Annotated in this window: 15 protein-coding genes; 11 read left to right on the top strand and 4 right to left on the bottom strand. The window is 74.8% G+C overall.

Translation table 11 applies throughout. The annotated features are described in order from the left end of the window. Window positions 1-20: 20 nt before the first annotated feature. From O7618_RS12035 to O7618_RS12015, 5 genes are read left to right on the top strand one after another with little or no spacing between them, the layout of a single operon-like run. Complete coding sequence (locus tag O7618_RS12035; RefSeq protein ID WP_278106137.1) at window positions 21-5,477, top strand: type I polyketide synthase; 5,457 nt, start codon at window positions 21-23, stop codon at window positions 5,475-5,477. Window positions 5,478-5,509: 32 nt separating this feature from the next. After that, window positions 5,510-6,463 (top strand): TauD/TfdA family dioxygenase, encoded by a 954-nt coding sequence (locus tag O7618_RS12030; RefSeq protein ID WP_278106136.1) that lies wholly within the window; start codon window positions 5,510-5,512, stop codon window positions 6,461-6,463. Between the two features lies 1 nt (window position 6,464). Beyond that, window positions 6,465-6,653 carry an MbtH family NRPS accessory protein gene (locus O7618_RS12025; RefSeq protein ID WP_278106135.1) on the top strand — a complete coding sequence of 63 codons (189 nt, stop codon included), beginning with the start codon at window positions 6,465-6,467 and terminating at the stop codon, window positions 6,651-6,653. Then, window positions 6,650-9,766 carry an amino acid adenylation domain-containing protein gene (locus O7618_RS12020; protein ID WP_278106134.1) on the top strand — a complete coding sequence of 1,039 codons (3,117 nt, stop codon included), beginning with the start codon at window positions 6,650-6,652 and terminating at the stop codon, window positions 9,764-9,766. The genes O7618_RS12025 and O7618_RS12020 overlap by 4 nt, the downstream gene beginning before the upstream one ends. Further along, complete coding sequence (locus O7618_RS12015; protein WP_278106133.1) at window positions 9,766-15,255, top strand: non-ribosomal peptide synthetase/MFS transporter; 5,490 nt, start codon at window positions 9,766-9,768, stop codon at window positions 15,253-15,255. The genes O7618_RS12020 and O7618_RS12015 overlap by 1 nt, the downstream gene beginning before the upstream one ends. Window positions 15,256-15,399: 144 nt before the next feature. On the opposite strand, the gene O7618_RS12010 is transcribed toward O7618_RS12015, so the two are convergent. Next, entirely contained in the window at window positions 15,400-15,543 is a 144-nt protein-coding gene (locus O7618_RS12010; RefSeq protein ID WP_278109982.1) for a hypothetical protein, read from the bottom strand. On the opposite strand from O7618_RS12010, the gene O7618_RS12005 reads away from it, so the two are divergent. The 4 genes from O7618_RS12005 (at window position 15,503) to O7618_RS11990 (ending at window position 16,999) form a co-directional block, all read left to right on the top strand. Beyond that, the gene (locus tag O7618_RS12005; RefSeq protein ID WP_278106132.1) at window positions 15,503-15,961 is read left to right on the top strand and encodes a TetR/AcrR family transcriptional regulator C-terminal domain-containing protein; all 459 of its coding nucleotides are present in this window, start codon (window positions 15,503-15,505) and stop codon (window positions 15,959-15,961) included. The genes O7618_RS12010 and O7618_RS12005 overlap by 41 nt on opposite strands. A 5-nt stretch (window positions 15,962-15,966) precedes the next feature. Beyond that, the gene (locus tag O7618_RS12000) at window positions 15,967-16,098 is read left to right on the top strand and encodes a hypothetical protein (RefSeq protein WP_278106131.1); all 132 of its coding nucleotides are present in this window, start codon (window positions 15,967-15,969) and stop codon (window positions 16,096-16,098) included. A 151-nt stretch (window positions 16,099-16,249) separates the two neighbouring features. Further along, window positions 16,250-16,405: a hypothetical protein gene (locus O7618_RS11995; protein WP_278106130.1), complete on the top strand. Its 156-nt coding sequence runs from the start codon at window positions 16,250-16,252 to the stop codon at window positions 16,403-16,405. 36 nt (window positions 16,406-16,441) lie between these two features. Continuing rightward, complete coding sequence (locus O7618_RS11990) at window positions 16,442-16,999, top strand: DinB family protein (protein WP_278106129.1); 558 nt, start codon at window positions 16,442-16,444, stop codon at window positions 16,997-16,999. Here the strand turns inward: O7618_RS11990 and O7618_RS11985 are convergent. Together O7618_RS11985 and O7618_RS11980 are read right to left on the bottom strand one after the other, a co-directional pair. Beyond that, window positions 16,945-18,162, bottom strand: a complete 1,218-nt coding sequence (locus tag O7618_RS11985; protein ID WP_278106128.1) for a serpin family protein — start codon at window positions 18,160-18,162, stop codon at window positions 16,945-16,947. The two genes, O7618_RS11990 and O7618_RS11985, sit on opposite strands and share 55 nt — an antisense overlap. 88 nt (window positions 18,163-18,250) lie before the next feature. Next, complete coding sequence (locus tag O7618_RS11980; protein ID WP_278106127.1) at window positions 18,251-18,871, bottom strand: hypothetical protein; 621 nt, start codon at window positions 18,869-18,871, stop codon at window positions 18,251-18,253. 112 nt (window positions 18,872-18,983) lie between these two features. On the opposite strand from O7618_RS11980, the gene O7618_RS11975 reads away from it, so the two are divergent. Next, on the top strand, window positions 18,984-19,721 hold the full coding sequence (locus O7618_RS11975) for a class I SAM-dependent methyltransferase (protein ID WP_278106126.1): 738 nt from the start codon (window positions 18,984-18,986) through the stop codon (window positions 19,719-19,721). 139 nt (window positions 19,722-19,860) lie between these two features. On the opposite strand, the gene O7618_RS11970 is transcribed toward O7618_RS11975, so the two are convergent. After that, entirely contained in the window at window positions 19,861-20,457 is a 597-nt protein-coding gene (locus O7618_RS11970; protein WP_278106125.1) for a DUF4291 domain-containing protein, read from the bottom strand. A 76-nt stretch (window positions 20,458-20,533) separates the two neighbouring features. On the opposite strand from O7618_RS11970, the gene O7618_RS11965 reads away from it, so the two are divergent. Then, the gene (locus tag O7618_RS11965; protein ID WP_269692240.1) at window positions 20,534-21,028 is read left to right on the top strand and encodes a type II toxin-antitoxin system PemK/MazF family toxin; all 495 of its coding nucleotides are present in this window, start codon (window positions 20,534-20,536) and stop codon (window positions 21,026-21,028) included. Window positions 21,029-21,059 lie beyond the last annotated feature (31 nt).

Genomic DNA, 21,059 nt, shown 5'->3' with positions numbered 1-21,059 from the left:
GAACTGAAGGACGACCTCCCATGACTGACGACATTCCCGCCGCCGACGACGGCATCGAACCCATCGCCATCGTCGGACTGGCCGCCCGCCTGCCCGGCGCGGCCGACGTCGACGAGTTCTGGCGCAACCTGGTCGACGGCGTGGAGTCGACCACCGAACTGACCCGCGAGGAGCAGCTCGCCCGCGGCGTCAGCGCCGACGAGGTCGACGATCCGAGCTGGGTGAACCGGGCCCCGCTGGTCGACGGCTACGACGAGTTCGACGCCGGCCTGTTCGGGATGACCGCCCGCGAGGCCGAGATCACCGACCCGCAGCACCGGCTGTTCCTGGAGAGCTGCTACACCGCGCTCCAGGACGCCGGCTACGACCCGGGCCGCTACGACGGCGCGGTCGGGGTGTACGCCGGCACCGGCGGCACCACCTACCTGAACCGCTACGTGCTGCGCAACAAGCGGGTCGGCGGCAGCCCGCACGGCGCGGTCTCCATCGCCACCGGCAATTCGCCCAACTACGTGGCCACCAACGTGTCCTACCGGCTGGACCTGCGCGGCCCGAGCCTGACCGTGCACACCGCCTGCTCCACCTCGCTGGTGGCGTTCCACCTCGCCTGCGAGGCGCTGCGCAACGGCGAGTGCGACATGGCGCTCGCGGGCGGCGTGAACATCGAGCTGCCGCACGCCGGCTACCTCGGCATGGACGGCTTCACCTCGCCGGACGGTCGGTGCCGGCCGTTCGACGCCGACGCGAACGGCACGGTCTGGGGCAGCGGCGTGGGGGTCACCCTGCTCAAGCGCCTCTCCGACGCGATCGCCGACGGTGACACCATCCGCGCGGTGGTGCTCGGCAACGCGATCAACAACGACGGCGCCGGCAAGGTCGGCTTCACCGCACCCAGCATCGACGGCCAGGTCGAGGCCGTGGCGCAGGCCGTCGGGCTGGCCGGGATCGACCCGCGCAGCATCAGCTACGTCGAGGCGCACGGCACCGGCACCGCGCTCGGTGACCCGATCGAGATCGCCGCGCTCTCCGCCGTCTACACCCGCGACACCGACGACCGGGGCTGGTGCGGCATCGGCTCGGTGAAGTCCAACATCGGCCACCTGAGCCAGCCGTCCGGCATCGTCAGCGTGATCAAGACCGTGCTGGCCATGGAACACGGGCTGATCCCGCCGACCATCAACTACGAGACGCCGAACCCGGCCATCGACTTCGCCGACACCCCGTTCTACGTGGCGAACACGCTGACCAAGTGGGACGCCGACGGCGGGCCGCGCCGGGCCGGGGTCAGCTCGTTCGGCATCGGCGGCACCAACGCGCACGTGGTGCTCCAGGAGGCGCCGGCGGCGTACCGGTCGGAGCGGCGGGTCCGCCCGGCGCACCTGCTCCAGGTGTCCGCGAAGACCCCGACCGCGCTGGACGCCGCGGTCGGCGACCTCGCCGGCCACCTGGAGCGCGCCACCGCCGGCGGCCCGGACCTGCTCGCCGACGTCGCGCACACGCTGCGGATCGGCCGGCAGCGCTACGCCCACCGGGCCGCCGTGGTCGCCGGCGACCCGCAGGCCGCCGTCGCGGCGCTGCGCGACAAGCGCAAGCGTCTGCGGGGGGTGGCCGACGGGCCGGCGCCCCGGGTGGCCTTCCTGTTCAGCGGGCAGGGCTCGCAGTACGCCGGCATGGGCGCCGAGCTGTACGCCGAGGACCCGACGTTCGCCGCCGCCGTGGACGAGTGCGCCGAGCTGCTCCACCCCGAGCTGGGCCTGGACATCCGCGACCTGGTCCTCGGCCGGGACCCGGCGGCGGCGGCGAAGCTCACCGAGACCCGCTGGACCCAGCCCGCCCTGTTCACCGTCGAGTACGCGCTCGCCGCCGCGTGGCGCGACGCCGGGGTCACCCCGGCCGCGATGATCGGCCACTCCATCGGCGAGTACGTGGCCGCCACCGTCGCCGGGGTGCTCAGCCTCCCCGACGCGCTGCGGGTGGTCGCCGCCCGGGGCCGGCTCATGCACGCGCTGCCGGCCGGGGCCATGCTGGCCGTCACGCTGGACGAGTCGGCGGTGGCCGACACGCTGCCCGACGGCCTGTCGGTGGCGACCGTGAACGGCCCGGGCACCTGCGTGGTGGCCGGCGAGACCGCCCTGGTCGAGGCGTTCGCGGAGGGTCTGGGCAGCAAGAACAAGTCGAAGCTGCTGCGCACCTCGCACGCCTTCCACTCGCCGATGATGGACCCGATCCTCGACGAGTTCACCGCGCTGATGGCGAGCGTGCCGTTGCGCGCGCCGGCGGTGCCGTTCGTGTCCAACGTGACCGGCACCTGGATCACCGACGCGCAGGCCACCGACCCGGCGTACTGGGCGGCGCACCTGCGCCGGCCGGTCCGCTTCGGCGCGTGCGTGGCGACCCTGCTCGCCGAGGGCACCTGGGCGCTCGTCGAGTGCGGGCCCGGCCGGCAGTTGGCCAACCTGGCCCGGATGCAGGTCGCCAAGGCCGGCGAGGCGCAGCGCGCGCTGACCCCGCTGGGCAGCCTGCCCGGCCCGGGGGAGTCCACCGGTGACCTGGCCACGCTGCTCGGCGCCGCGGGTGCGCTGTGGTGCGCCGGTGTGCCGGTGGACCTGGCCGTCGACCCGGAGGCGCGGCGGGTGCCGCTTCCCACCTACCCGTTCGAGCGGCGCCGCTACTGGGTCGACCCGGACCCGGTGCGGGAGGAGGCAGTGGCCCCTGCCGAGACCGGGCCCCGCCCGCTGCCGGAGTGGTTCGCCGTGCCGGTGTGGCGGCAGGCCGCGCCGGCCCGCACGGCCGAGCCGCTCGGCCGCTGCCTGGTGCTGGCCGACGGCCCGCGCGGCGAGGCGCTCGTCGCCGCGTTGCGCGCCGCCGGCGACGACCCGGTCGAGGTACGCGCCGGTGCCGCGTTCACCGCCACCGCGACCGGCTTCCGGCTGCGCCCCGGCTCCCGGGAGGACGCCGAGGCGCTGGTCGCCGCGTTCGGCGCGGACCTGCCCCGACGGATCGTGCACGCGTTCGCGCTCGACGGCGAGCCGGCCGGCACCGACGTGGCCGCCGCCTGGGCCGCCCAGGAGCGCGGCTTCTTCGGCGCGCTGCACCTGGTGCAGGCGCTCGCCGGCGCCGGCCTGACCGCCGACGAGACGGGCGTCCGCCTCGACCTGGTCACCGCGGGCATCGGCGACGTGCGCGGCGACGACCTGGTGCGGCCCGAGCACGCCACCCTGGCCGGCCTGGCCCGGGTGCTCCCGGTCGAGCTGCCCGGCCTGACCGTCCGGCTGCTCGACGCCGACCCCGCCGCGCGCGGGGTGGCCGCCCTGGCGGTGGAGCTGCGCAGCCCGGTCGACCCGGAGCACCCGGAGGTGGCGCTGCGCCGGGACCGGCGCTGGGTGGGCGGCTACGAGCAGGTCACCGTGGCCGCCGAGGACGAACCTGGCGTGTTGCGCGAGGAGGGCCGCTACCTGATCACCGGGGGACTCGGCGGCATCGGCGTCACCCTGGCCGAGGACTTCGCCCGTCGGGCCCGCGCCAAGCTGGTGCTGCTGGCCCGCTCCGGCCTGCCCGAGCGGGAGGGCTGGGACGCGCACCTGGCGGTGCACGGCGGCGCGGACCGGGCCGGCCGGGCGATCGCGGCGATCCGCCGGATGGAGGCCGCCGGCGCCGAGGTGCTGGTGCTCGCCGCCGACGTCACGGACGCGGCGGAGCTGCACCGGGTGCGCGCCGAGGCGGAGCGCCGCTTCGGCGGGCTGGACGGCATCGTGCACGCCGCCGGCCTGCCCGGCGGCGGCATGGCCGAGGTGAAGGAACGGGCCGAGGCGGAGCGGGTGCTCGCGCCGAAGCTCGCCGGCACGCTCGCGCTGGCCCAGGTCTTCGGTGACCTGCCGTTGGACTTCGTGGCGCTCTGCTCCTCGATCACCGCGGTGATCGGCGGCTTCGGTCAGGTCGACTACTGCGCCGCGAACAACGTGCTGGACGCGCTGGCCCGCTCCGGTGTCGGGTTCCGGGCGCCGGTGGTGTCGCAGAACTGGGGTGGCTGGGCCGAGGTCGGCATGGCGGTGGAGACCGCCGCGCCGGCCGCGTTCCGGGCCGTTGGGCGGGACACCGTGACCAGCCCGGTCACCCACCCGGTGCTGACCACCATGGTCGCCGGGCCGGACGGCACCGTGCTGCACGGCCTTGTCGCGGCGGACACCCACTGGCTGCTCGACGAGCACCGGATCGGCGGGGTGCCGGTGGTGCCCGGCACCGCCCACCTGGAGTCGGTGCGGGCCGCGGTGGTCGCCGCGCTGCCCGCGCCGGCGCCGGACGCCGCGGTGGAGCTGCGCGACGTGGTCTTCCTGGAGCCGTTCTCGGTGCCCGACGGCGCCGTCGCCCAGTACCGGGTGGAGTTGGCCCCGAGCGAGGACGGGGTGGACTTCACGGTGGCCAGCCTCACCGCCGGTCGGCTGCGCACGCACGTGCGCGGCGCGGCGGGGTGGACCACCGAGGCCGCGCCGCCGGCCGCCCCGGCCACCATGGCCGGTCGGCGGGTCGACGACGACGCCTCGTTCGGGCGCGGGCGCACCAGCATGCTCACGTTCGGCCCGCGCTGGGCGGCGCTGGCCGAGCACCACCTCGCCGAGGGCGAGGAGCTGGCCCGGGTGCAGGCGCCGGCGGCGGCGCGGGGTGACCTGCCCGCCTGGGGGCTGCACCCGGCGCTGCTGGACGTGGCCACCGCGTTCGGTCGGGGCCAGGGCAGCGGCACCTACCTGCCGCTGTCGTACGGGCGGATCGTGGTGCGCGGGGCGCTGCCGGAGCAGTTCCACAGCCACCTGCGGCACCGGCCGGCCGCCACCGACGAGGTGGTCGCCGCCGACCTGTCGCTGCGTGACCCGGACGGTCGGGAGCTGGTCGCGATCAGCGACTTCGTGCTGCGCCGGGTGGATCAGGACGCGGTCACCGGCAACCTCGCGGAGCCCACCGCGGAGACCGACGGGCCGGCCGCGGCCACCGAGGACATCCGGCCGGTCGACGGTGCGGAGGCGTTCCGCCGCAGCCTCGGCGCCGGCCTGGGCGCGCAGGTGGTCGTCGCCACCCGCACGGTCGCCGACATCCGGCGCCGGGCCGCCCGGGTCACCACGGACAGCCTGGCCGAGGAGACCGATGCCTCGACCGGCGCGCCGGCCGCCGGCGGCGGTTCGGCGGCCCCGGGCACCGAGCTGGAGAAGACCATCGCCCAGGTGTGGCGGGACGGGCTCGGCGTCACCGACGTCGGCGTCGACGACGACTTCTTCGCCCTCGGCGGCAACTCGCTGGTCGCCGTGCAGCTGATCGCGGCGATGCGCAAGGCGACCGGAGTGCGGCTGCCGATGCGCAGCCTCTTCGAGACCCCCACCGTGGCCGGACTGGCGGCCCGGATCGAGGAGCTGCGTGCCGAGGCGCCCGCCGACCAACCGGCCGCCCCGGCGGCGATCCCGGCCATTCCGCGGCTGCCCCGCGGCTGACACCCCCCGACGGAACAAGGAGACACCGCATCATGAGCGAGACAACCGCCACGCTCCCGGTGGTCGTCGAGAACGACGGCCGGGCGCTGACCGACCTCATCGCGGCCCGGCGCACCGAGCTGCGGGACACCCTGGTCACCAGCGGCGGGCTGCTGTTCCGCGGCTTCGACGTCGGTGGCGTGGACGGCTTCGACGCCGCCGTGCGCGCCCTGGCCGGCGAGCCGCTGACCTACACCGAGCGTTCCTCGCCCCGGCACTCCATCAAGGGCCGGGTCTACACCTCGACCGACTACCCGCCGGACGAGGAGATCTTCCTGCACAACGAGAACTCGTACCAGGCGCGGTGGCCGCTGACGCTGTTCTTCTACTGCGTCACCGCGCCGGAGACGCTCGGCGCGACGCCGCTGGCCGACGTGCGTCGGGTGTACGAGCTGATCGACCCGACGGTGCGCGAGGAGTTCGTCCGGCGGCGCTGGATGCTGGTGCGCAACTTCCACGGCGACTTCGGCACCCGCTGGCAGGAGGTGTTCAACACCGAGAGCCGCGCCGAGGTCGAGTCGTACGCGGCGGCCAACGGGATCACCGTGGAGTGGGTCGGCAAGGACGGCCTGCGGACCCGCGCGGTGCGCGACGCGGTGCACCACCGGCCGGGCTCGGACACGCCGCGCTGGTTCAACCACGCCACGTTCTTCCACCTCAGCACCCTGCCGAAGGACTACCAGGAGGGGCTGCTGGCCATGTTCGGCGCCGACGGGCTGCCGTCGAACACCTACTACGGCGACGGCGGCGAGATCCCCGCCGACGTCATGGACCACCTGCGCGCCGCCTACCGGGCGGCCACGGTCCGTTTCGACTACCAGCGCGACGACGTGCTGGTGGTCGACAACATGACGGCCGCGCACGGCCGGGAGCCGTTCACCGGTCCCCGCAAGATCGCCGTGGCGATGGCCGAGGCGTACACCCCCGACACCGCTGGAGCGAACTGACATGGCCGAACCCCGATTCCTGGTCGTCCGCAACGACGAGGAGCAGTACTCGATCTGGTCGGCCGACCGGGAGCTGCCCGCCGGCTGGCACGACGCCGGCTTCGCCGGCAGCCGCGAGGAGTGCCTGGCCCACGTGGACGAGGTCTGGACCGACATGCGTCCCCGCTCGGTGCGCGAGGGAATCTCATGACGCGGGAGTGGACCTTCCCGGCCTCGTACGCCCAGGAACGGGTGTGGATGGCCAATCAGCTCGACGCGGGCTCGCCGGTGTTCAACGTCTCCGTCCCGTGGGCCTTCCCGGCCGGCGTGGACGCGGCGACCGCGAGCGACGTGGTCAACCGGATCGTGGCCCGGCACGAGGCGCTCCGTACCCACCTGCGGGTGGACGACGGCGCGCTGGTGCAGGTGGTGCGCGCCCACGAGGCGACGCCGCTGCCGACGGTCGACCTGAGCCACCTGCCGGCCGGTGAACGGCTGGCCGAGTTCGAGCGGCTGCGCGGCGAGCTGGCCCGCACCCCGATCCCGCTGGACGCGGGGCCGCTGTGGCGCGCCCGGCTGATCCGCCTCGAGGACGCGTGGGCCCTGGCGTTCGTGGCGCACCACGCCGTCTTCGACAGCCACTCGGCGGTGCTGTTCCACGCCGAACTCGCCGCGGTCTGCGAGGCCGCCCGCACCGGCGCCGAGCCCACCGTGCCCGAGCTGCCGATCCAGTACGCCGACTTCGCGGTCTGGCAGCGCCAGCAGCTCACCGGCGACGAACTGGCGCGGCAGCTCGCGTTCTGGACCGGGCACCTGTCCGGCGCGCCGGCGGTCACCGGCCTGCCGCTGGACCGGCCCCGCCCGGCCCAGCTCGGCTTCGCCGGCGACGAGGTGCGCTTCACGCTGCCCGACGGGCTGCTCGACCGGATCGGCGCGCTGGCGGTCGGCGCGCAGGCCACCCCGTACATGGTGCTGCTGGCCGGCTTCGCGGCGCTGCTGTCGCGGATCTCCGGCGACACCGACGTGGTGGTCGGCGTCTCCACCGCGGGCCGCGACAACCCCGAGCTGGCCCCGCTGATCGGCATGTTCGTCAACCCGGTGGCCCTGCGCTGCGACGTCTCCGGCGATCCGACCTTCGCCGACCTGCTCGGCCGGGTGCGCAACGGCCTCATCGACGCCATGGAGCACGGGCAGACGCCGTTCCAGAAGATCGTCGAGGCGGTCGACCCGCAGCGCGACCCGTCCGTGCAGCCGGTCTTCCAGACCGCCCTGAACTGGATCCCGGACTCCGGGCTCGATCCGGTGGAGCTGGGCACCACCAAGGACGACCTGGCCTTCGACATCACCACCGGCGAGTCCCGGCTGGTCTACCGGACCGCCCTGTTCGACCGGGCTGCCGCGGCGACCGTGGCGCGGCGCTACGTGCGGCTGCTCGCTGCCGCCGTGGCCGAGCCGGAGCGCACGGTGGGCGCGCTGCCGCTGCTCACCGACGACGAGCGGGCGGTCGTGCTCGGCGACGACACCGCCCACGACGTGCCGGTGACCACCGTTGTCGACGAGGTGCAGCGGCAGGCCGCGGCCACCCCGGACGCCGCAGCGCTGGTCTGCGACGGGGAGACGCTCAGCTACGCCGAGCTGAACACCGCGGCGAACCGGCTGGCCCGACTGCTGGTGGCCCGCGGCGCCGGTCCGGAGACCCGGGTGGCGCTGGTCCTGCCGCGCTCCTGCGAGCTGGTGGTGGCGATGCTCGCGGTGCTGAAGTCCGGCGCCGCGTACGTGCCGGTGGACCCCGCCTATCCGGCCGGTCGGATCGCCTACCTGCTGTCCGACGCCACGCCGGCGCTCGTGGTGACCACGCCCGACACCGCGGCTTCGGCCGCCGGCGACACGCTGGTGCTCGACGGGGAGGTCGGCGCGGACCAGCCCGGCCACGACCTCACCGACGCCGACCGGGTCGCGCCGCTGCGTCCCGGACACCCGGCGTACGTGCTGCACACCTCCGGTTCCACCGGCCGGCCCAAGGGCGTGGTGGTCGAGCACCGGGCGGTGACCGCCTACCTGGCCTGGGCCCGGGCGACCTATCCGGGGCTGGCCGGCGTCGCGCTGCTGCACTCGCCGGTCTCGTTCGACCTCACCGTCACCGGCCTGCTCGGCACGCTCACCGCCGGCGGCACGGTCCGACTGGCCGCGATCGACGCGCCGGCCGCGCGCGCCGGCGGACGGCCGTCCTTCCTCAAGGTCACCCCGAGCCACCTGCCGTTGCTCGACGGCGAGCTGTCGCCCACCACCGACCTGGTGATCGGCGGCGAGGCGCTGAGCGGGGAGCAGCTCGCCGGCTGGCGGGCCGCGCACGCCGAGGTCGCGGTGGTCAACGAGTACGGCCCGACCGAGGCGACCGTCGGCTGCGTGGCGGCCCGGATCGCCCCGGGCGCGCCGGTCGCCCCCGGCCCGGTGCCGATCGGCACCCCCACCTGGAACACCCGCGCGCTGCTGCTCGACGGCGCGCTCCAGCCGGTGCCGCCGGGCGTGGTCGGCGAGCTGTACGTCACCGGCGTCCAGCTCGCCCGCGGCTACCACGACCGCCCCGGCCTGACCGCCGAGCGGTTCCTGCCCTGCCCGTTCGGCCCGCCCGGCGCGCGGATGTACGCCACCGGAGACCTGGCCCGCCGGCGTGGCGACGGCACGCTCGACTACCTGGGCCGTCGCGACGACCAGGTGAAGGTGCGCGGCATGCGGATCGAGCTGGGCGAGGTCGAGGCGGCGCTGCTGGCCCACCCGGACGTGCGGGCCGCCGCCGCGGCGGTCCGCACCGACGGCGGTGGGGAACCGACGCTCGTCGGCTACCTGGTCGGCCCGGCGCACGAGGACTCGGTCCGGGCCGAGCTGGCCCGGGAACTCCCGTCGCACCTGGTGCCGGCCGCCCTGGTGCGGCTGGACGCGTTGCCGTTGACCCCGAACGGCAAGCTGGACCGGGCCGCGCTGCCCGCCCCGGCGGCCACCGAACCCACCGAGGACAGCTACGTCGCCCCGCGCACCGAGGCCGAGGCGCTGGTCGCCGAGGTCTACGCCGACATCCTCCAGGTGGAGAAGGTCGGCGCGCTGGACGACTTCTTCACCCTTGGCGGCAACTCGTTGCGCGGCATGCGGGCGATGGCCCGGATCCGGGCCGAGGTGGACGTCGACCTGCCCATGCGGGCGCTGTTCGCCAGCCCCGTGGTGGCGGACCTGGCCGCCCAGATCGAACAGCGGATCGCCGCCGAACTCGACGGGCTCTCCGACACCGAGGTCGCCGCGCTGCTCGCGGCGGAAGAGGGAACCAACTGATGACCGACCTGAAGGATCCGGCCCGCGAGGCGGCCCGGCAGGCGCTGATCGCCAAGCGGTTGCGCGCCCGCCAGTCCGCCCCGGCGGCCCGGATCACCCCCCGGCCAGAGGGCGCCGAGGTGCCGCTGTCCTACGCCCAGGAGCGGGTCTGGTTCATGGACCAGCTCGCCCCCGGCGAGGCCGCGTACCACATCGCGGTGCCGCTACGGGTGCGCGGACCGCTCGACGTCGAGACGCTGCGCGCGGCCCTGGCCGCGCTCGGCGCCCGGCACGAGTCGCAGCGCACCCGCTTCCCGGCGGACGCCGACGGCCGGCCGACAGTGGTCATCGCCGAGACGCCCGACATCCCGCTGACCGTGGTGGAGGCGGCCGACGAGGCCGCCGCGCAGGCCCTGGTCGACGCCGCCGCGGCCGAGCCGTTCGACCTGGCCGGCGGGCCGCTGCTGCGGGCCCTGCTGATCCGGATGAGCGTCGAGGACCATGTGCTCTTCCTCGGCCAGCACCACATCGTCGGCGACGGCTGGTCGGTGGACGTGCTGCTGCGCGACCTGATCACGCTCTACCGGGGTGGCGAGCCACCGGCCCTGCCGATCCAGTACGGCGACTTCGCCGCCTGGGAGGCGCGGGAGCTGGACGGCCCGCAGGCCCGGGCGCACGTGGACTACTGGAAGCAGCGCCTCGCCGGCATCACCCCGCTGGAGCTGCCGCTGGACCGGCCCCGCCCGGCCACCCAGACCTACCGGGGCGACTTCGTCGAGTTCCAGCTCGACCCGGCCGCCACCGAGGCGCTCAACGCGTTGACGCGCGACAGCGGCGGCACGCTGTTCATGACGCTGCTGTCGGCGTACCAGGTGCTGCTGGCACGGCACGCCGGCCAGGACGACTTCGCCGTCGGCGCTTCGGTGGCCGGCCGGTCCGCGCCGGAGCTGGAGAACGTCGTCGGCATGTTCATCAACATGCTGCCGCTGCGGGCCGAACTGGCCGGCGACCCGACCTTCACCGAGCTGCTGGCCCGTACCCGCCGCAGCGTCCTCGACGGCTTCGAGCACGCCGACGTGCCGTTCGCCAAGGTGGTGCACGAGCTGGGGCTGGCCCGCGACGTCAGCCGCTCCCCGGTCTTCCAGACCATGTTCGTGCTGCAGAACTACGAGATGGGCCGGTTCCGCGGCGTGTCCCGCAGCGACGAGGTCACCTTCGAGTGGACCCCGATGGAGCTGAAGGCGACCCGGTTCGACTTCGAGCTGCACGCGGTGGAGACGGTCGACGGGCTCTGGGGCAAGCTGGTCTTCAACACCGACCTGTTCGATCGCGCCACCGTCGAGCGGATGGCCCGGCGGTGGACCGCCCTGCTGGACGCGGTCGTCGCCGCGCCGGACACGCCGGTCTCCCGGCTGCCCCTGCTGTCCGAGGGCGAGCGGGAGCTGTTGGCCGGCTGGAACGACACGGCGGCGGACTTCCCCCGCGACCAGACGCTGCACGGTCCGATCGAGGAGCGCGCCGCCGCCACCCCGGACGCGATCGCCGTCACCATCGACGGGCACAGCCGCACGTACGCGCAGCTCAACGCGGACGCCAACCGGATCGCGCACCGGCTGCGCGCGGCCGGCGTCGGCCCGGAGACGCTGGTCGGGGTGTGCGCGGAGCGCTCGGTGGAGCTGGTCGCCGGCCTGCTCGGCGTGCTCAAGGCCGGCGGCGCCTACCTGCCGCTGGACCCGGAGTACCCGGCGGACCGCCTCGCCTTCATGGTCACCGACGCGGACGCGCCGGTGGTGCTGGTCCAGTCGCACCTGCGCGACGTGTTGCCGGCCACCTCGGCCACCGTGCTCGACCTGGACGACGCGGCGGTCTGGGCCGACCGGCCCGCCACCGACCCGACGCCGCTGGCCGGCCCGGAGCACCTGGCGTACGTCATCTACACCTCCGGCTCCACCGGCCGGCCCAAGGGCGTGCCGAACACCCACCGGGGCATCGTCAACCGGCTCGACTGGATGCAGAAGACGTACGGTCTCGGCGCCGACGACGCGGTGCTGCAGAAGACGCCGGCCAGCTTCGACGTGTCGGTCTGGGAGTTCTTCTGGCCGCTGCGCACCGGCGCCCGGCTGGTGCTGGCGAAGCCGGGCGGGCACAAGGACGCCGGTTACCTGCGGGACCTGCTGGTGTCCGAGCGGATCACCACCACCCACTTCGTGCCGTCGATGCTCACCGTCTTCCTCGCCGAGGAGGGTGTGGAGGCGGCCACCGCGCTGCGCCGGGTGATCTGCTCCGGCGAGGAGCTGCCGCTGACCGCGGCGGTCGACTTCACCGCCCGGCTGCCCTGGTGCGGCCTGCACAACCTCTACGGCCCGACCGAGGCGGCGATCGACGTCACCGCCTGGCCGTGCGAGCCGGCGCGGCTGGCCGAGGTGGACGCGGTGCCGATCGGCGCGCCGATCGCCAACCTGCGGCTGTACGTGCTCGACGGTGCCGGGGCGGTGTGCCCGGTCGGGGTGGCCGGTGAGCTGCACATCGGCGGCGTCGGGCTGGCCCGCGGCTACCACCGCCGGCCGGCGCTGACCGCCGAGAAGTTCGTCCCCGACCCGTTCTCGGCCGAGCCGGGGGCGCGCCTCTACCGCACCGGTGACCTGGCCCGCTGGGTGGTCGGTCCGGACGGCGCCGGGGTGATCGAGTTCCTCGGCCGGATCGACCACCAGGTGAAGCTGCGCGGCCTGCGGATCGAGCTGGGCGAGATCGAGAGCGCGCTGCGCGAGCAGCCGGAGGTCACCGAGGCCACGGTGATCGTGCGCGAGGACAGCCCCGGCGACAAGCGGCTCACCGCCTACCTGGTCGGGCCGGCCGAGCACGCCGCGCTGAAGGCGGCGCTGAAGGACACGCTGCCGGAGTACATGGTGCCGGCCGCGTTCGTCACGCTCGACGCGTTGCCGCTGACGCCCAACGGCAAGCTCGACCGCAAGGCGCTGCCTGCCCCGGTGGTCACCCGCGAGGCGTCGGTGGCGCTGGTCGAGCCGCGCGACGACACCGAGCGGGCGCTCGCGGCGATCTGGTCCGAGGTGCTCGGCGTGGCGACGCTCGGCATCGACGACGACTTCTTCGACCTGGGCGGGCACTCGATGCTCGCCACCCAGGTGGTCGCGAAGATCCGCAAGGCGGAGCTGGGCGGCCGGGCGGTCGGCGTGATGGACCTCTTCCAGCAGCGCACCATCCGCGAGCTGGCCGCGTTCATCTCCGGTGACGCCGCGCAGGAGGGGCCACGCCGGCTGCTCTACGAGCTGACCAAGCCGATCCCGGTCGGCAAGCGGGTGCTGACCTACGTCTGCGTCCCGTACGGCGGTGGCAGCGCGATCGTCTACCAGCCGCTCGCGGACGCGCTGCCGGCCGGGTACGGCCTGTGGTCGCTCGCCATCCCCGGTCACGACGTGGGGCTCAGCGAGGACGCGCTGCCGTTCGACGAGTTGACCACCCGGGTCGCGGACGAGATCGTGGAGCGGGTGGAGGGCCCGATCGCGCTCTACGGCCACTGCGGCGTGGGCAGCGCGATCGTCGCCGAGGTGGCCCGCAAGGTGGAGGCGGCCGGTCGGGACCTGACCGCCGTCTACATCGGCGCGATGTTCCCGTTCGCCCGCCCGAAGGGCCCCTTCGCGGCGGCCCGCAACCGGCTGGAGCAGCTGCGCAGCAACAAGCACTACGCGAGCTGGCTCAAGTCGATGGGTGTGGACACCGACGAGCTGGACCCGGAGCAGGCCGACCGGATCATCAGCAACATGCGCGCCGACTCGCGCGCCTCGGAGGAGTACTTCACCGGCCTGCTCGACCGGCGGGCCACGAAGCTGCGCGCCCCGATCGTCTCGGTGGTCGGCTCCGAGGACCCGGTCACCGACTACTACCGCGAGCGGTACGCCGAGTGGCAGTTCCTCAGCGACACGCTGGGGCTGGTCGTGCTCGACCAGGCCGGGCACTTCTTCCTGAAGTACCGCGCCGAGGAGTTGGCGGAGATCGTCACCCGGACGCACCCGGCGGTGGTGGCCGGCGACCTGACCGGGCTCGACCCGGAGGCCCGGGGCGAGGACGCCGGCTGGGCGGTGCACGACATGCTGCGGGTCGGCGAGGAGCGCAAGCCGGACACCACGGTCAAGCCGAGCATGGGCCGGTTCCTGGCGGTCACGGTCGGGCAGCTCGTCTCCAGCACCGGTTCGGCGCTGACCGCGTTCGCGTTGCCGATCTGGCTGTTCAACCGCACCGGCTCGGTGGCCGATCTCGGCCTGCTGTGGGCGCTGGCGCTGATCTGCGGCGTGCTCATGCTGCCGGTGGCCGGCGCCCTGGTGGACCGGGTCAGCCGTCGGCGGATCATGATGTTGGCGAGTTCGGTCGCCGGGTCGATCCAGCTGGTGCTGGCCGCCCTGCTGTGGACCGACAACCTGGTGCTCTGGCACATCTACCTGTTGGTGGCGTTCAGTTCGGTGGCCGGGTCGTTCCAGCGGATCGCGTTCCAGTCGGCGGTGCCACAGCTGGTGCCGAAGCGCTACCTCGGGCACGCGATGGGCATCACCCAGCTATCCACCGGCGTGGCGACGCTGCTGATGCCGGCGTTCGCCGCCGGCCTGCTGGCCGCGATCGAGCTGAAGGGCATCCTGATCGTCGACGTGGCCAGCTACGTCGTCGCGATCCTGACCCTGGCCGTGGTGCGCTTCCCGGACCTGCTCGGCTGGCGGCCCCGGGAGCGGATGCTGGTGGCCATCGCGAACGGCATGCGCTATTCCTGGCGGCACCGCGGCTTCCGGCTGATGCTCGGCTACTTCGCGCTGGGCAACATCTTCCTGGCGCCGGCGCTGGTGCTCACCACCCCGCTGGTGCTGTCGTTCGGCAGCCCGACCCAGGTGGCCCAGGTGGCGCTGGCCGAGGCGGTGGGCGCGGTGCTCGGCGGCGTGCTGATGTCGCTGTGGGGCGGCCCGCGCAAGCGGCGGATGATCGGCGTGCTGATCGGCAACCTGGGCACCGCGATCGGCTGCGTGCTGATCGGGCTGGACGCGTCGATCGTGATGATCTGCGTCGGCTTCTGCTGGCTGGCCATGGCGATGACCACCGCGCAGTCGATCTACGCGACGATCGTCCAGGTGAAGGTGCCGCAGCGTTTCCACGGCCGGGTGTTCAGCCTGAACCAGACCATTGCCTGGTCCACGCTGCCGATCGGGTTCGCGCTGCTCGCGCCGGGCGCCACCGCCGTGTTCGAGCCGATGCTCGCCCCGGGCGGGTCGCTGGCCGGCTCGGTGGGCGAGGTGATCGGCACCGGTCCGGGCCGCGGCATCGGCTTCGCGTACGTCTGCTTCGGGGTGGTCCTGATCCTGATCACCCTGGGCGGTTTCGCGATCCGGCTGCTGCGCCGCTTCGACCTGGAGGTCGAGGACTCCCTGCCGGACGACCTGATCGGCGCCCAGGAGCGGGAGAAGCGCCTGGCCGCCAAGAAGGCGGACACCCGGGAGGCCGTTCCGGTCTGACGCTCACCCCGCACCCGCTCGACCAGGCAGTTCGCGTCGGTTCCCGCTCCGGGGCCGGCGCGAACTGTTTGGTCGTCGGGCGGTGCGGTCGACCGGTTGACCGGTGGGACCCGGGCCGGAGGGGCCCGGGACCCACGTCGGACATCAGTCGGCGGAGACGTACAGCCGTTCGCCTGTGGGTCGGTAGCCGATCCGCTGGTACACCCGCCACGAGTCCGCGCCGCCGGCCTCCAGCCAGGCCACCTCCGTGCCGGCGGCGAAGAGTCGCCGGGTCGTCTCGGCGGTGATCGCGGCGGCCAGCCCTCGGCGGCACGACTACGTGCTCAACCGATCCGAGCTGCTCGATCTGATGGTCGACGGGGTGTACGCCCGGATCGCCGGGACCGCCCCGAAGGACGGGTGGCGCGCCACGGCGCGCGCCCTCGCCCGGGCGACCCGCGAGGCCGCCCTCGACCACGAGTGGTTCGCCGACCTGCTCGGCGCGCGGCCGCACCTGGGGCCGCACGCGCTCGCCGTAGGTGAGGCGACCGCGGCGGCGCTCGCCCAGGCCCCGGGCGTACGCGACATCGACGATCTCCAGCGGGCGTTGGGCGCCTTCACGCGTACCTTGTCGGGGCGCTCCGCCGGGAGGTCACCGAGCGGCGCACCGCGCGGGCGACCGGCGTCGACGTCTCCGCCTGGCAGTCCGCGCTCGGGCCCTACCTGACCCGCATGCTCGACACGGGTCGCTATCCCACCGTCGCCCGGCTCGTCGTCGACGGCGCTCATCTCGACGCCGCGGAGACCTTCCACCACAACCTGACCACCGTCCTGGACGGCATCGCCGGCCGTCGCCGGCCGTGACCTAACGGGGTCGCGGTTCGGCGTCCCCGAAGGCTATGGCGTCGACGGGCCGTCCAGCGCGTTCGACGCTCCCGGGCGGGAGCTCACCGGCGTCGAGCTGCAACGTCTCTGCCCGCCCGACAGCGGCAGCGGCCGGACGCTCGCCTGCTTCATGGAGAACAACCTCCAGCAGCACCTGCAGTACCAGCCGGGCAGTCGGATCCCCGAGTTCCACCTGATCGTCGCCGGCGGCTATCTGGGCCTGACCGCGTTCGCCCTGCTCGCCGCCGGGTGGATCGTGCGCCGCACCGACCTCAGCGCGGGGTGACCCGCGGCCGCCGGTCCGGTCTGGAATGCTTCGTCCATGCCGTCGTTTCCGCCCACCTTCGCCGACCGGGTCGTCGCGCTGCCGGTCGGCGGCCAGTTCGAGGCGTTCCTCGACGAGCACCGCGCGGCGCTCGACGGCTGCCTGGAGGGGCTGACCGAGGAGCAGGCGCGCCGGTCGCTGGTGACCTCCCGCACCACGCTGCTGGGCCTGGTGAAGCACGCGACCTTCGTGGAGAAGGTCTGGTTCGACGAGGCCGTCACGGGCCGCTCCCGCGCCCAGATCGGCATCCCCGACCGGTCGGAGGATTCCTTCGTCCTCGACGACGGCGACACGATCGCCACCGTCCGGCAGGCCCACCGTGACGCCTGCGCGGCGTCACGGCGGGCCACGGCGTCCCTCGGCCCGGACGACGTCCTGCGCGGGCACCGGCTCGGGCCGCTGCCGCTGCGGTGGGTCTACCTGCACGTGCTGCGCGAACTCGCCCAGCACTGTGGGCACGCGGACATCCTCCGCGAACAGATCCTCGACGCCGGCCCGGGTCAGCCGGCCTCGTCGGCCGGCACGTCCTCCGGGTCCCTGACCCAGGCGGAGTAGACCGGGAGGGCGTGCCACGGGCCGCCCGCCGTGTCCGTGGCCACCGCGACCACCGCGTACGGGTGGGCGAAGCGCAGGTCGGCGACGCGGGCGACGCCCTCCGGCGGCAGCCCGGCCACCATCCCGAACGCGGTCACCGCGGCGGCCTCGAAGCCGTAGCGGCCGAACCGCGCCACCGCCGACTGCGCCGCGGCGAACGGTGGCTCGGTCAGCCCCAGCAACTCGCCCAGCGCCCGGGCGGCCGCGTCGAAGCCGAACCCCGCCGCCGTGAGCTCGTGCCGGCTGCGTGCCGCCCAGCACGGCAGCACGGCGGTGGCGCGCTCCTCGCGGCCGTCCCGGGCGAACGTCCGGGTCGGCTCCTCCCGCAGCGTCCACAGCGGTGTCTCACCGAGCGGCAGGTCGAACAGCGACCGACGTCCCGGCGCCGGCCCGTCCCCGACGGTGGCGGCGGCGACGGCCAGTTCGCGCGCGGCGGCCAGCACCTCCACCGGCGGCACCTCCGGCGCGGCGGCCACCGAGACCACCAGCATGCCGGCGCCGTCGTCACCCGCCCGCGCCGGTGCCACGTGCACCGCCATGTCGCCGGCCCGTTCGGTGGTCGAGACCCAGCAGCGGTGGCCCACCGGGGGCGTGCGGAGCACCTGCCGCAGCCGGCCGGCCCAGGCGCTCCCCGCGCCCAGCTCCGCGGCCGGCGCCACCTCGAACGGATCGGCCCAGGAGACCCGGGTGGCCAGGGCGTTGGCCAGGATCAGCAGCGTCTCCGGGGCGACGTCGACCGGGAACCGCTCGATCAGGCCGCCGGTGCGCTCCCGGGCCCACGCGTCGAGCGTCGCCTGGTCGGGCAGCGACCCCCGCTCGGTCTGCTCGGGCAGGCCGGCTCGCCACTCGGCCAGCTCCTCGAACGGGGTCCGCTCCCACAGCGCGGTGGCCGCGGCGACCATCGGGTGCGGCGTGGCGAGCAACGCCCGGGCCGCCGCGGCGGCGTCGTCCGGGTCGACGCCGAGCGCCTCGGCCAGCGCCGCCCGGGCCTCGCCGGTGGCGGCCGGGCCGGTCAGCGCCAGCAGCAGCCAGGCGCCCAGCGGTGACGCGACGTGGTGGGTGTCACCGGCGGCGCGGTGCAGCCGCTCGGCGTAGTGGGCCAGGGGTGCGTGGAGTGGAGTCACCACCCCACTCTGCCCGCTGGCGGGCGCGCCGGCACGTCGCCGGCAACAGCTCCGGCAGCCGGCCCACAGCGTAAGGAGGGGCCCCCGCTTAACGCCTGTGGTAGAGGAACGGGACCCGCTTGGCGCCGGGCCGCACGATCGGCGCGGCCCGTTCGGCGCCGCAGCGGGGGCAGCGCACCCGCACGCCGGCCGGCGTGCCCGGAGCGCGTAACCGCTGGCCGCACCGGCAGGCGAAGACCACTGACCGCACCACGCGCAGGTACTCCGCCCGGTCCCGGCGCGGCCACCGGCCGTGGCAGCGCCGGCAGAGCCGCGGCGGAAAGCTGTGGTACCAGGCCATCCCGGCGGCGCCCGCGATCGTCACCGCGCCGGACGCCACCAGACCCAGCGGCGCGGCCAGGCCGGGCAGCGCCGCCGCCAGGTCACCCGCCCACGCGGTACGCACCCCGAGCGCGACCAGGAGCACTACCACCGGTACGCCGAGCAGCGTCGCGGCGAATCCCCAGGCGAACGCCAGCAGGGCGAGCACGAACACCGCCGTCGCCTGACGCGGCGCCCACCGGGCCACCCCGTACCCGCCGCAGCGTGGGCAGCCCGGCGGCGCGAGGTGCGGCACCGACCGCAGCACCCTCGGGGCGAGCCACTCGACGAGCAGCTTCAGCAACTCCTCGGCCAGCTTCGTGACCAGTGCCTGCAGGAACCCGCCCATGGTCGCCCCTCCGCCCGCCGTCGCCGGTCCATCGTCGCGGTCCGGGGGCGGCCGACGGGCGCGCGGCGCGTGACGGGCATCCGACATCGCGGGGATCGGGGAGGATGGCGGCATGTCGCAGCTTTTCGGGGAGACCGCCGACATCTATCACGAGGCGCGACCGGGCTATCCGGTCGAGATCGCCGACGCCATCCGCGCCTACCACGGCGGGTCACCCGACACCCTGGTCGAGGTCGGCGCCGGCACCGGTCTGGCCACCGCCGTGCTGCTCGCCCTCGGCGCGGCCACGACCTGCGTCGAGCCGGACGTCCGGATGGCCCGGGTGCTCGCCCAGCGATTTCCGGACGTGGAGGTGGTGACGGCGAGCTTCGAGCAGTGGAGCCCGCCGGCCGGCGGCGTGGCGGCGTTGGCCTGCGCGATGGCGTGGCACTGGCTCGACCCGGCCACCCGCAACCAGCACGCCCGGGACGCGCTGCGCCCCGGCGGCACGCTCGCCGTTCTCGGCCACCGCTACGCCTACGTCGAGGCGGAGCAGGCGGAGGCGATTCGGGCTGCGTTCACCTCCGCCGATCCCGCCGGCCGGGGAGACCGTCCCGACGGTTGGTTCCACGACGACATCGCCGACAGTGGCTGCTTCACCGACCTGCGGTTGTTCCGGTTCCGCCGGGCGGTGCCGCTGGACACCGCGGCCTACCTGCGACTGGTCGACACGTTCTCGCCGCAGCTTCGCCGCCCGCCCGAGCTGCGCGAGCGGGTGCGCGCCGCGGTCGGCGCGGCGGTCGACGGCTTCGGCGGCACCGTCGTGCTGGACCTGCGCACCACGCTCGCCCTGGCCCGCCGCCCGGCCTGACCGCCCGGCGTGGCCGCCCGGCGTGGCCGCCCGGCATGGCCGCCCGGCGTGGCCGACGCGGCGACCGCCGGCGCGCCGGCCGACCGAGCTGTCGGCCCGCCGCGGGGCGGGACCCGGCCCGTGGTGCCGGTCCCGGCGGTCAGTCGGCGTCGACCGCCCGAGCCACCTCGGGCGGGAGAGGGTACGGCCGCTCGACCGGAAGCAGCGCCGCCGCGCCCGCCTCGTCACCGGTGGTGAGCCGGTCGTGCACCGTACGGGCCAGCACGGTGACGTCGGTGAGCCCGACCAGCCACTCGTCGACGTACCGCCGGACCGCCTCGCCGGAGAGGCCCACCTGCACCGACCGGTGGGGCAGCGGGGCCAGCCGCAGCGATCGTTCCGGGTCCCACTGCACCCGCACCGGGCTGGTCCGCAACAAACGGCGCCAGGCGTCCCGGTCCAGGAGCCGGCGGAGGTCGTGGCTGCTGAGGCAGGCGTGCCCGAGCGCCCACTCGAAGCCGGCCCGGCTGATCTCGACCGCGAGCACCCGCTCCTGCCCGGGCTTGAGCGCCCAACCGCAGCGGTACATCATCCACCGGAACGAGGGCTTGATCCAGGTCATCCGCTCCCGCTTGAACGGCGGCACGAACCGGCCGGCGGCCAGCGCCGCTCCGGCGATCTCCGGCGGGTACGCCTGGTAGACGGTGACGGTGTCGTCGGTGAAGGCGGCGCGAATCTGGTGGCGAGGAACGGTCACCGGGGCATGGTGGCGAACCCGACGGCACGACCGCCACCGGATTCCCCCGGGCGCGGGGCGGGATAGGCTGCCCGCCGTGGCAGGTCTGTTGAGGAACGTGGCGTCCCGGCTCGGTCGGATCACCGGGGGCGCCGCCGCGCCCGCCCGCCCTGGCGGGCCGATTCCCGCCCAGGTCGCGCGTCGGCGTCAGGTCAGCGCGTTGCAGCGTCGCGAGTTGTCGTACGCGCCGGAGCCGGACGGGCAGGCGGACCCGGGCGAGATCGTCTGGACCTGGGTGCCCTACGAGGACGACCCCCGGCAGGGCAAGGACCGGCCGGTGCTGGTGGTGGGCCGGCACAGCCGCACCCTGTTCGGGCTGATGCTCTCCAGCCAGGGTGAGCGGGACGGCCAGCGACACTGGCTGTCGCTCGGCCCGGGGGAGTGGGACCGGGAGAAGCGGCCCAGCTGGGTCCGCCTGGACCGGGTGCTCACCATGCGCGAGGACAGCATCCGCCGCGAGGGCGCGGTGCTCGACCGGCCCCGGTTCGACCGGGTCGGGCAGGCGCTGCGCGCCGGCTACGGCTGGCGCTGACCCGGGCCGCGTCGACCGGCCGGACCGCCCG

The organism is Micromonospora sp. WMMD980, assembly GCF_029626035.1.
In the GTDB taxonomy this organism is placed as follows: domain Bacteria; phylum Actinomycetota; class Actinomycetes; order Mycobacteriales; family Micromonosporaceae; genus Micromonospora.
This window is presented reverse-complemented; position numbering and strand designations above follow the sequence as displayed.

What these genes read in the sequence shown, in the direction of transcription:
- O7618_RS12035 (WP_278106137.1), top strand. Translation starts at nt 21, where the DNA reads ATGACTGACGACATTCCCGCCGCCGACGACGGCATCGAACCCATCGCC.
- O7618_RS12030 (WP_278106136.1), top strand. Translation starts at nt 5,510, where the DNA reads ATGAGCGAGACAACCGCCACGCTCCCGGTGGTCGTCGAGAACGACGGC.
- O7618_RS12025 (WP_278106135.1), top strand. Translation starts at nt 6,465, where the DNA reads ATGGCCGAACCCCGATTCCTGGTCGTCCGCAACGACGAGGAGCAGTAC.
- O7618_RS12020 (WP_278106134.1), top strand. Translation starts at nt 6,650, where the DNA reads ATGACGCGGGAGTGGACCTTCCCGGCCTCGTACGCCCAGGAACGGGTG.
- O7618_RS12015 (WP_278106133.1), top strand. Translation starts at nt 9,766, where the DNA reads ATGACCGACCTGAAGGATCCGGCCCGCGAGGCGGCCCGGCAGGCGCTG.
- O7618_RS12000 (WP_278106131.1), top strand. Translation starts at nt 15,967, where the DNA reads ATGCTCGACACGGGTCGCTATCCCACCGTCGCCCGGCTCGTCGTCGAC.
- O7618_RS11995 (WP_278106130.1), top strand. Translation starts at nt 16,250, where the DNA reads ATGGAGAACAACCTCCAGCAGCACCTGCAGTACCAGCCGGGCAGTCGG.
- O7618_RS11990 (WP_278106129.1), top strand. Translation starts at nt 16,442, where the DNA reads ATGCCGTCGTTTCCGCCCACCTTCGCCGACCGGGTCGTCGCGCTGCCG.
- O7618_RS11980 (WP_278106127.1), bottom strand. Translation starts at nt 18,871, where the DNA reads ATGGGCGGGTTCCTGCAGGCACTGGTCACGAAGCTGGCCGAGGAGTTG.
- O7618_RS11975 (WP_278106126.1), top strand. Translation starts at nt 18,984, where the DNA reads ATGTCGCAGCTTTTCGGGGAGACCGCCGACATCTATCACGAGGCGCGA.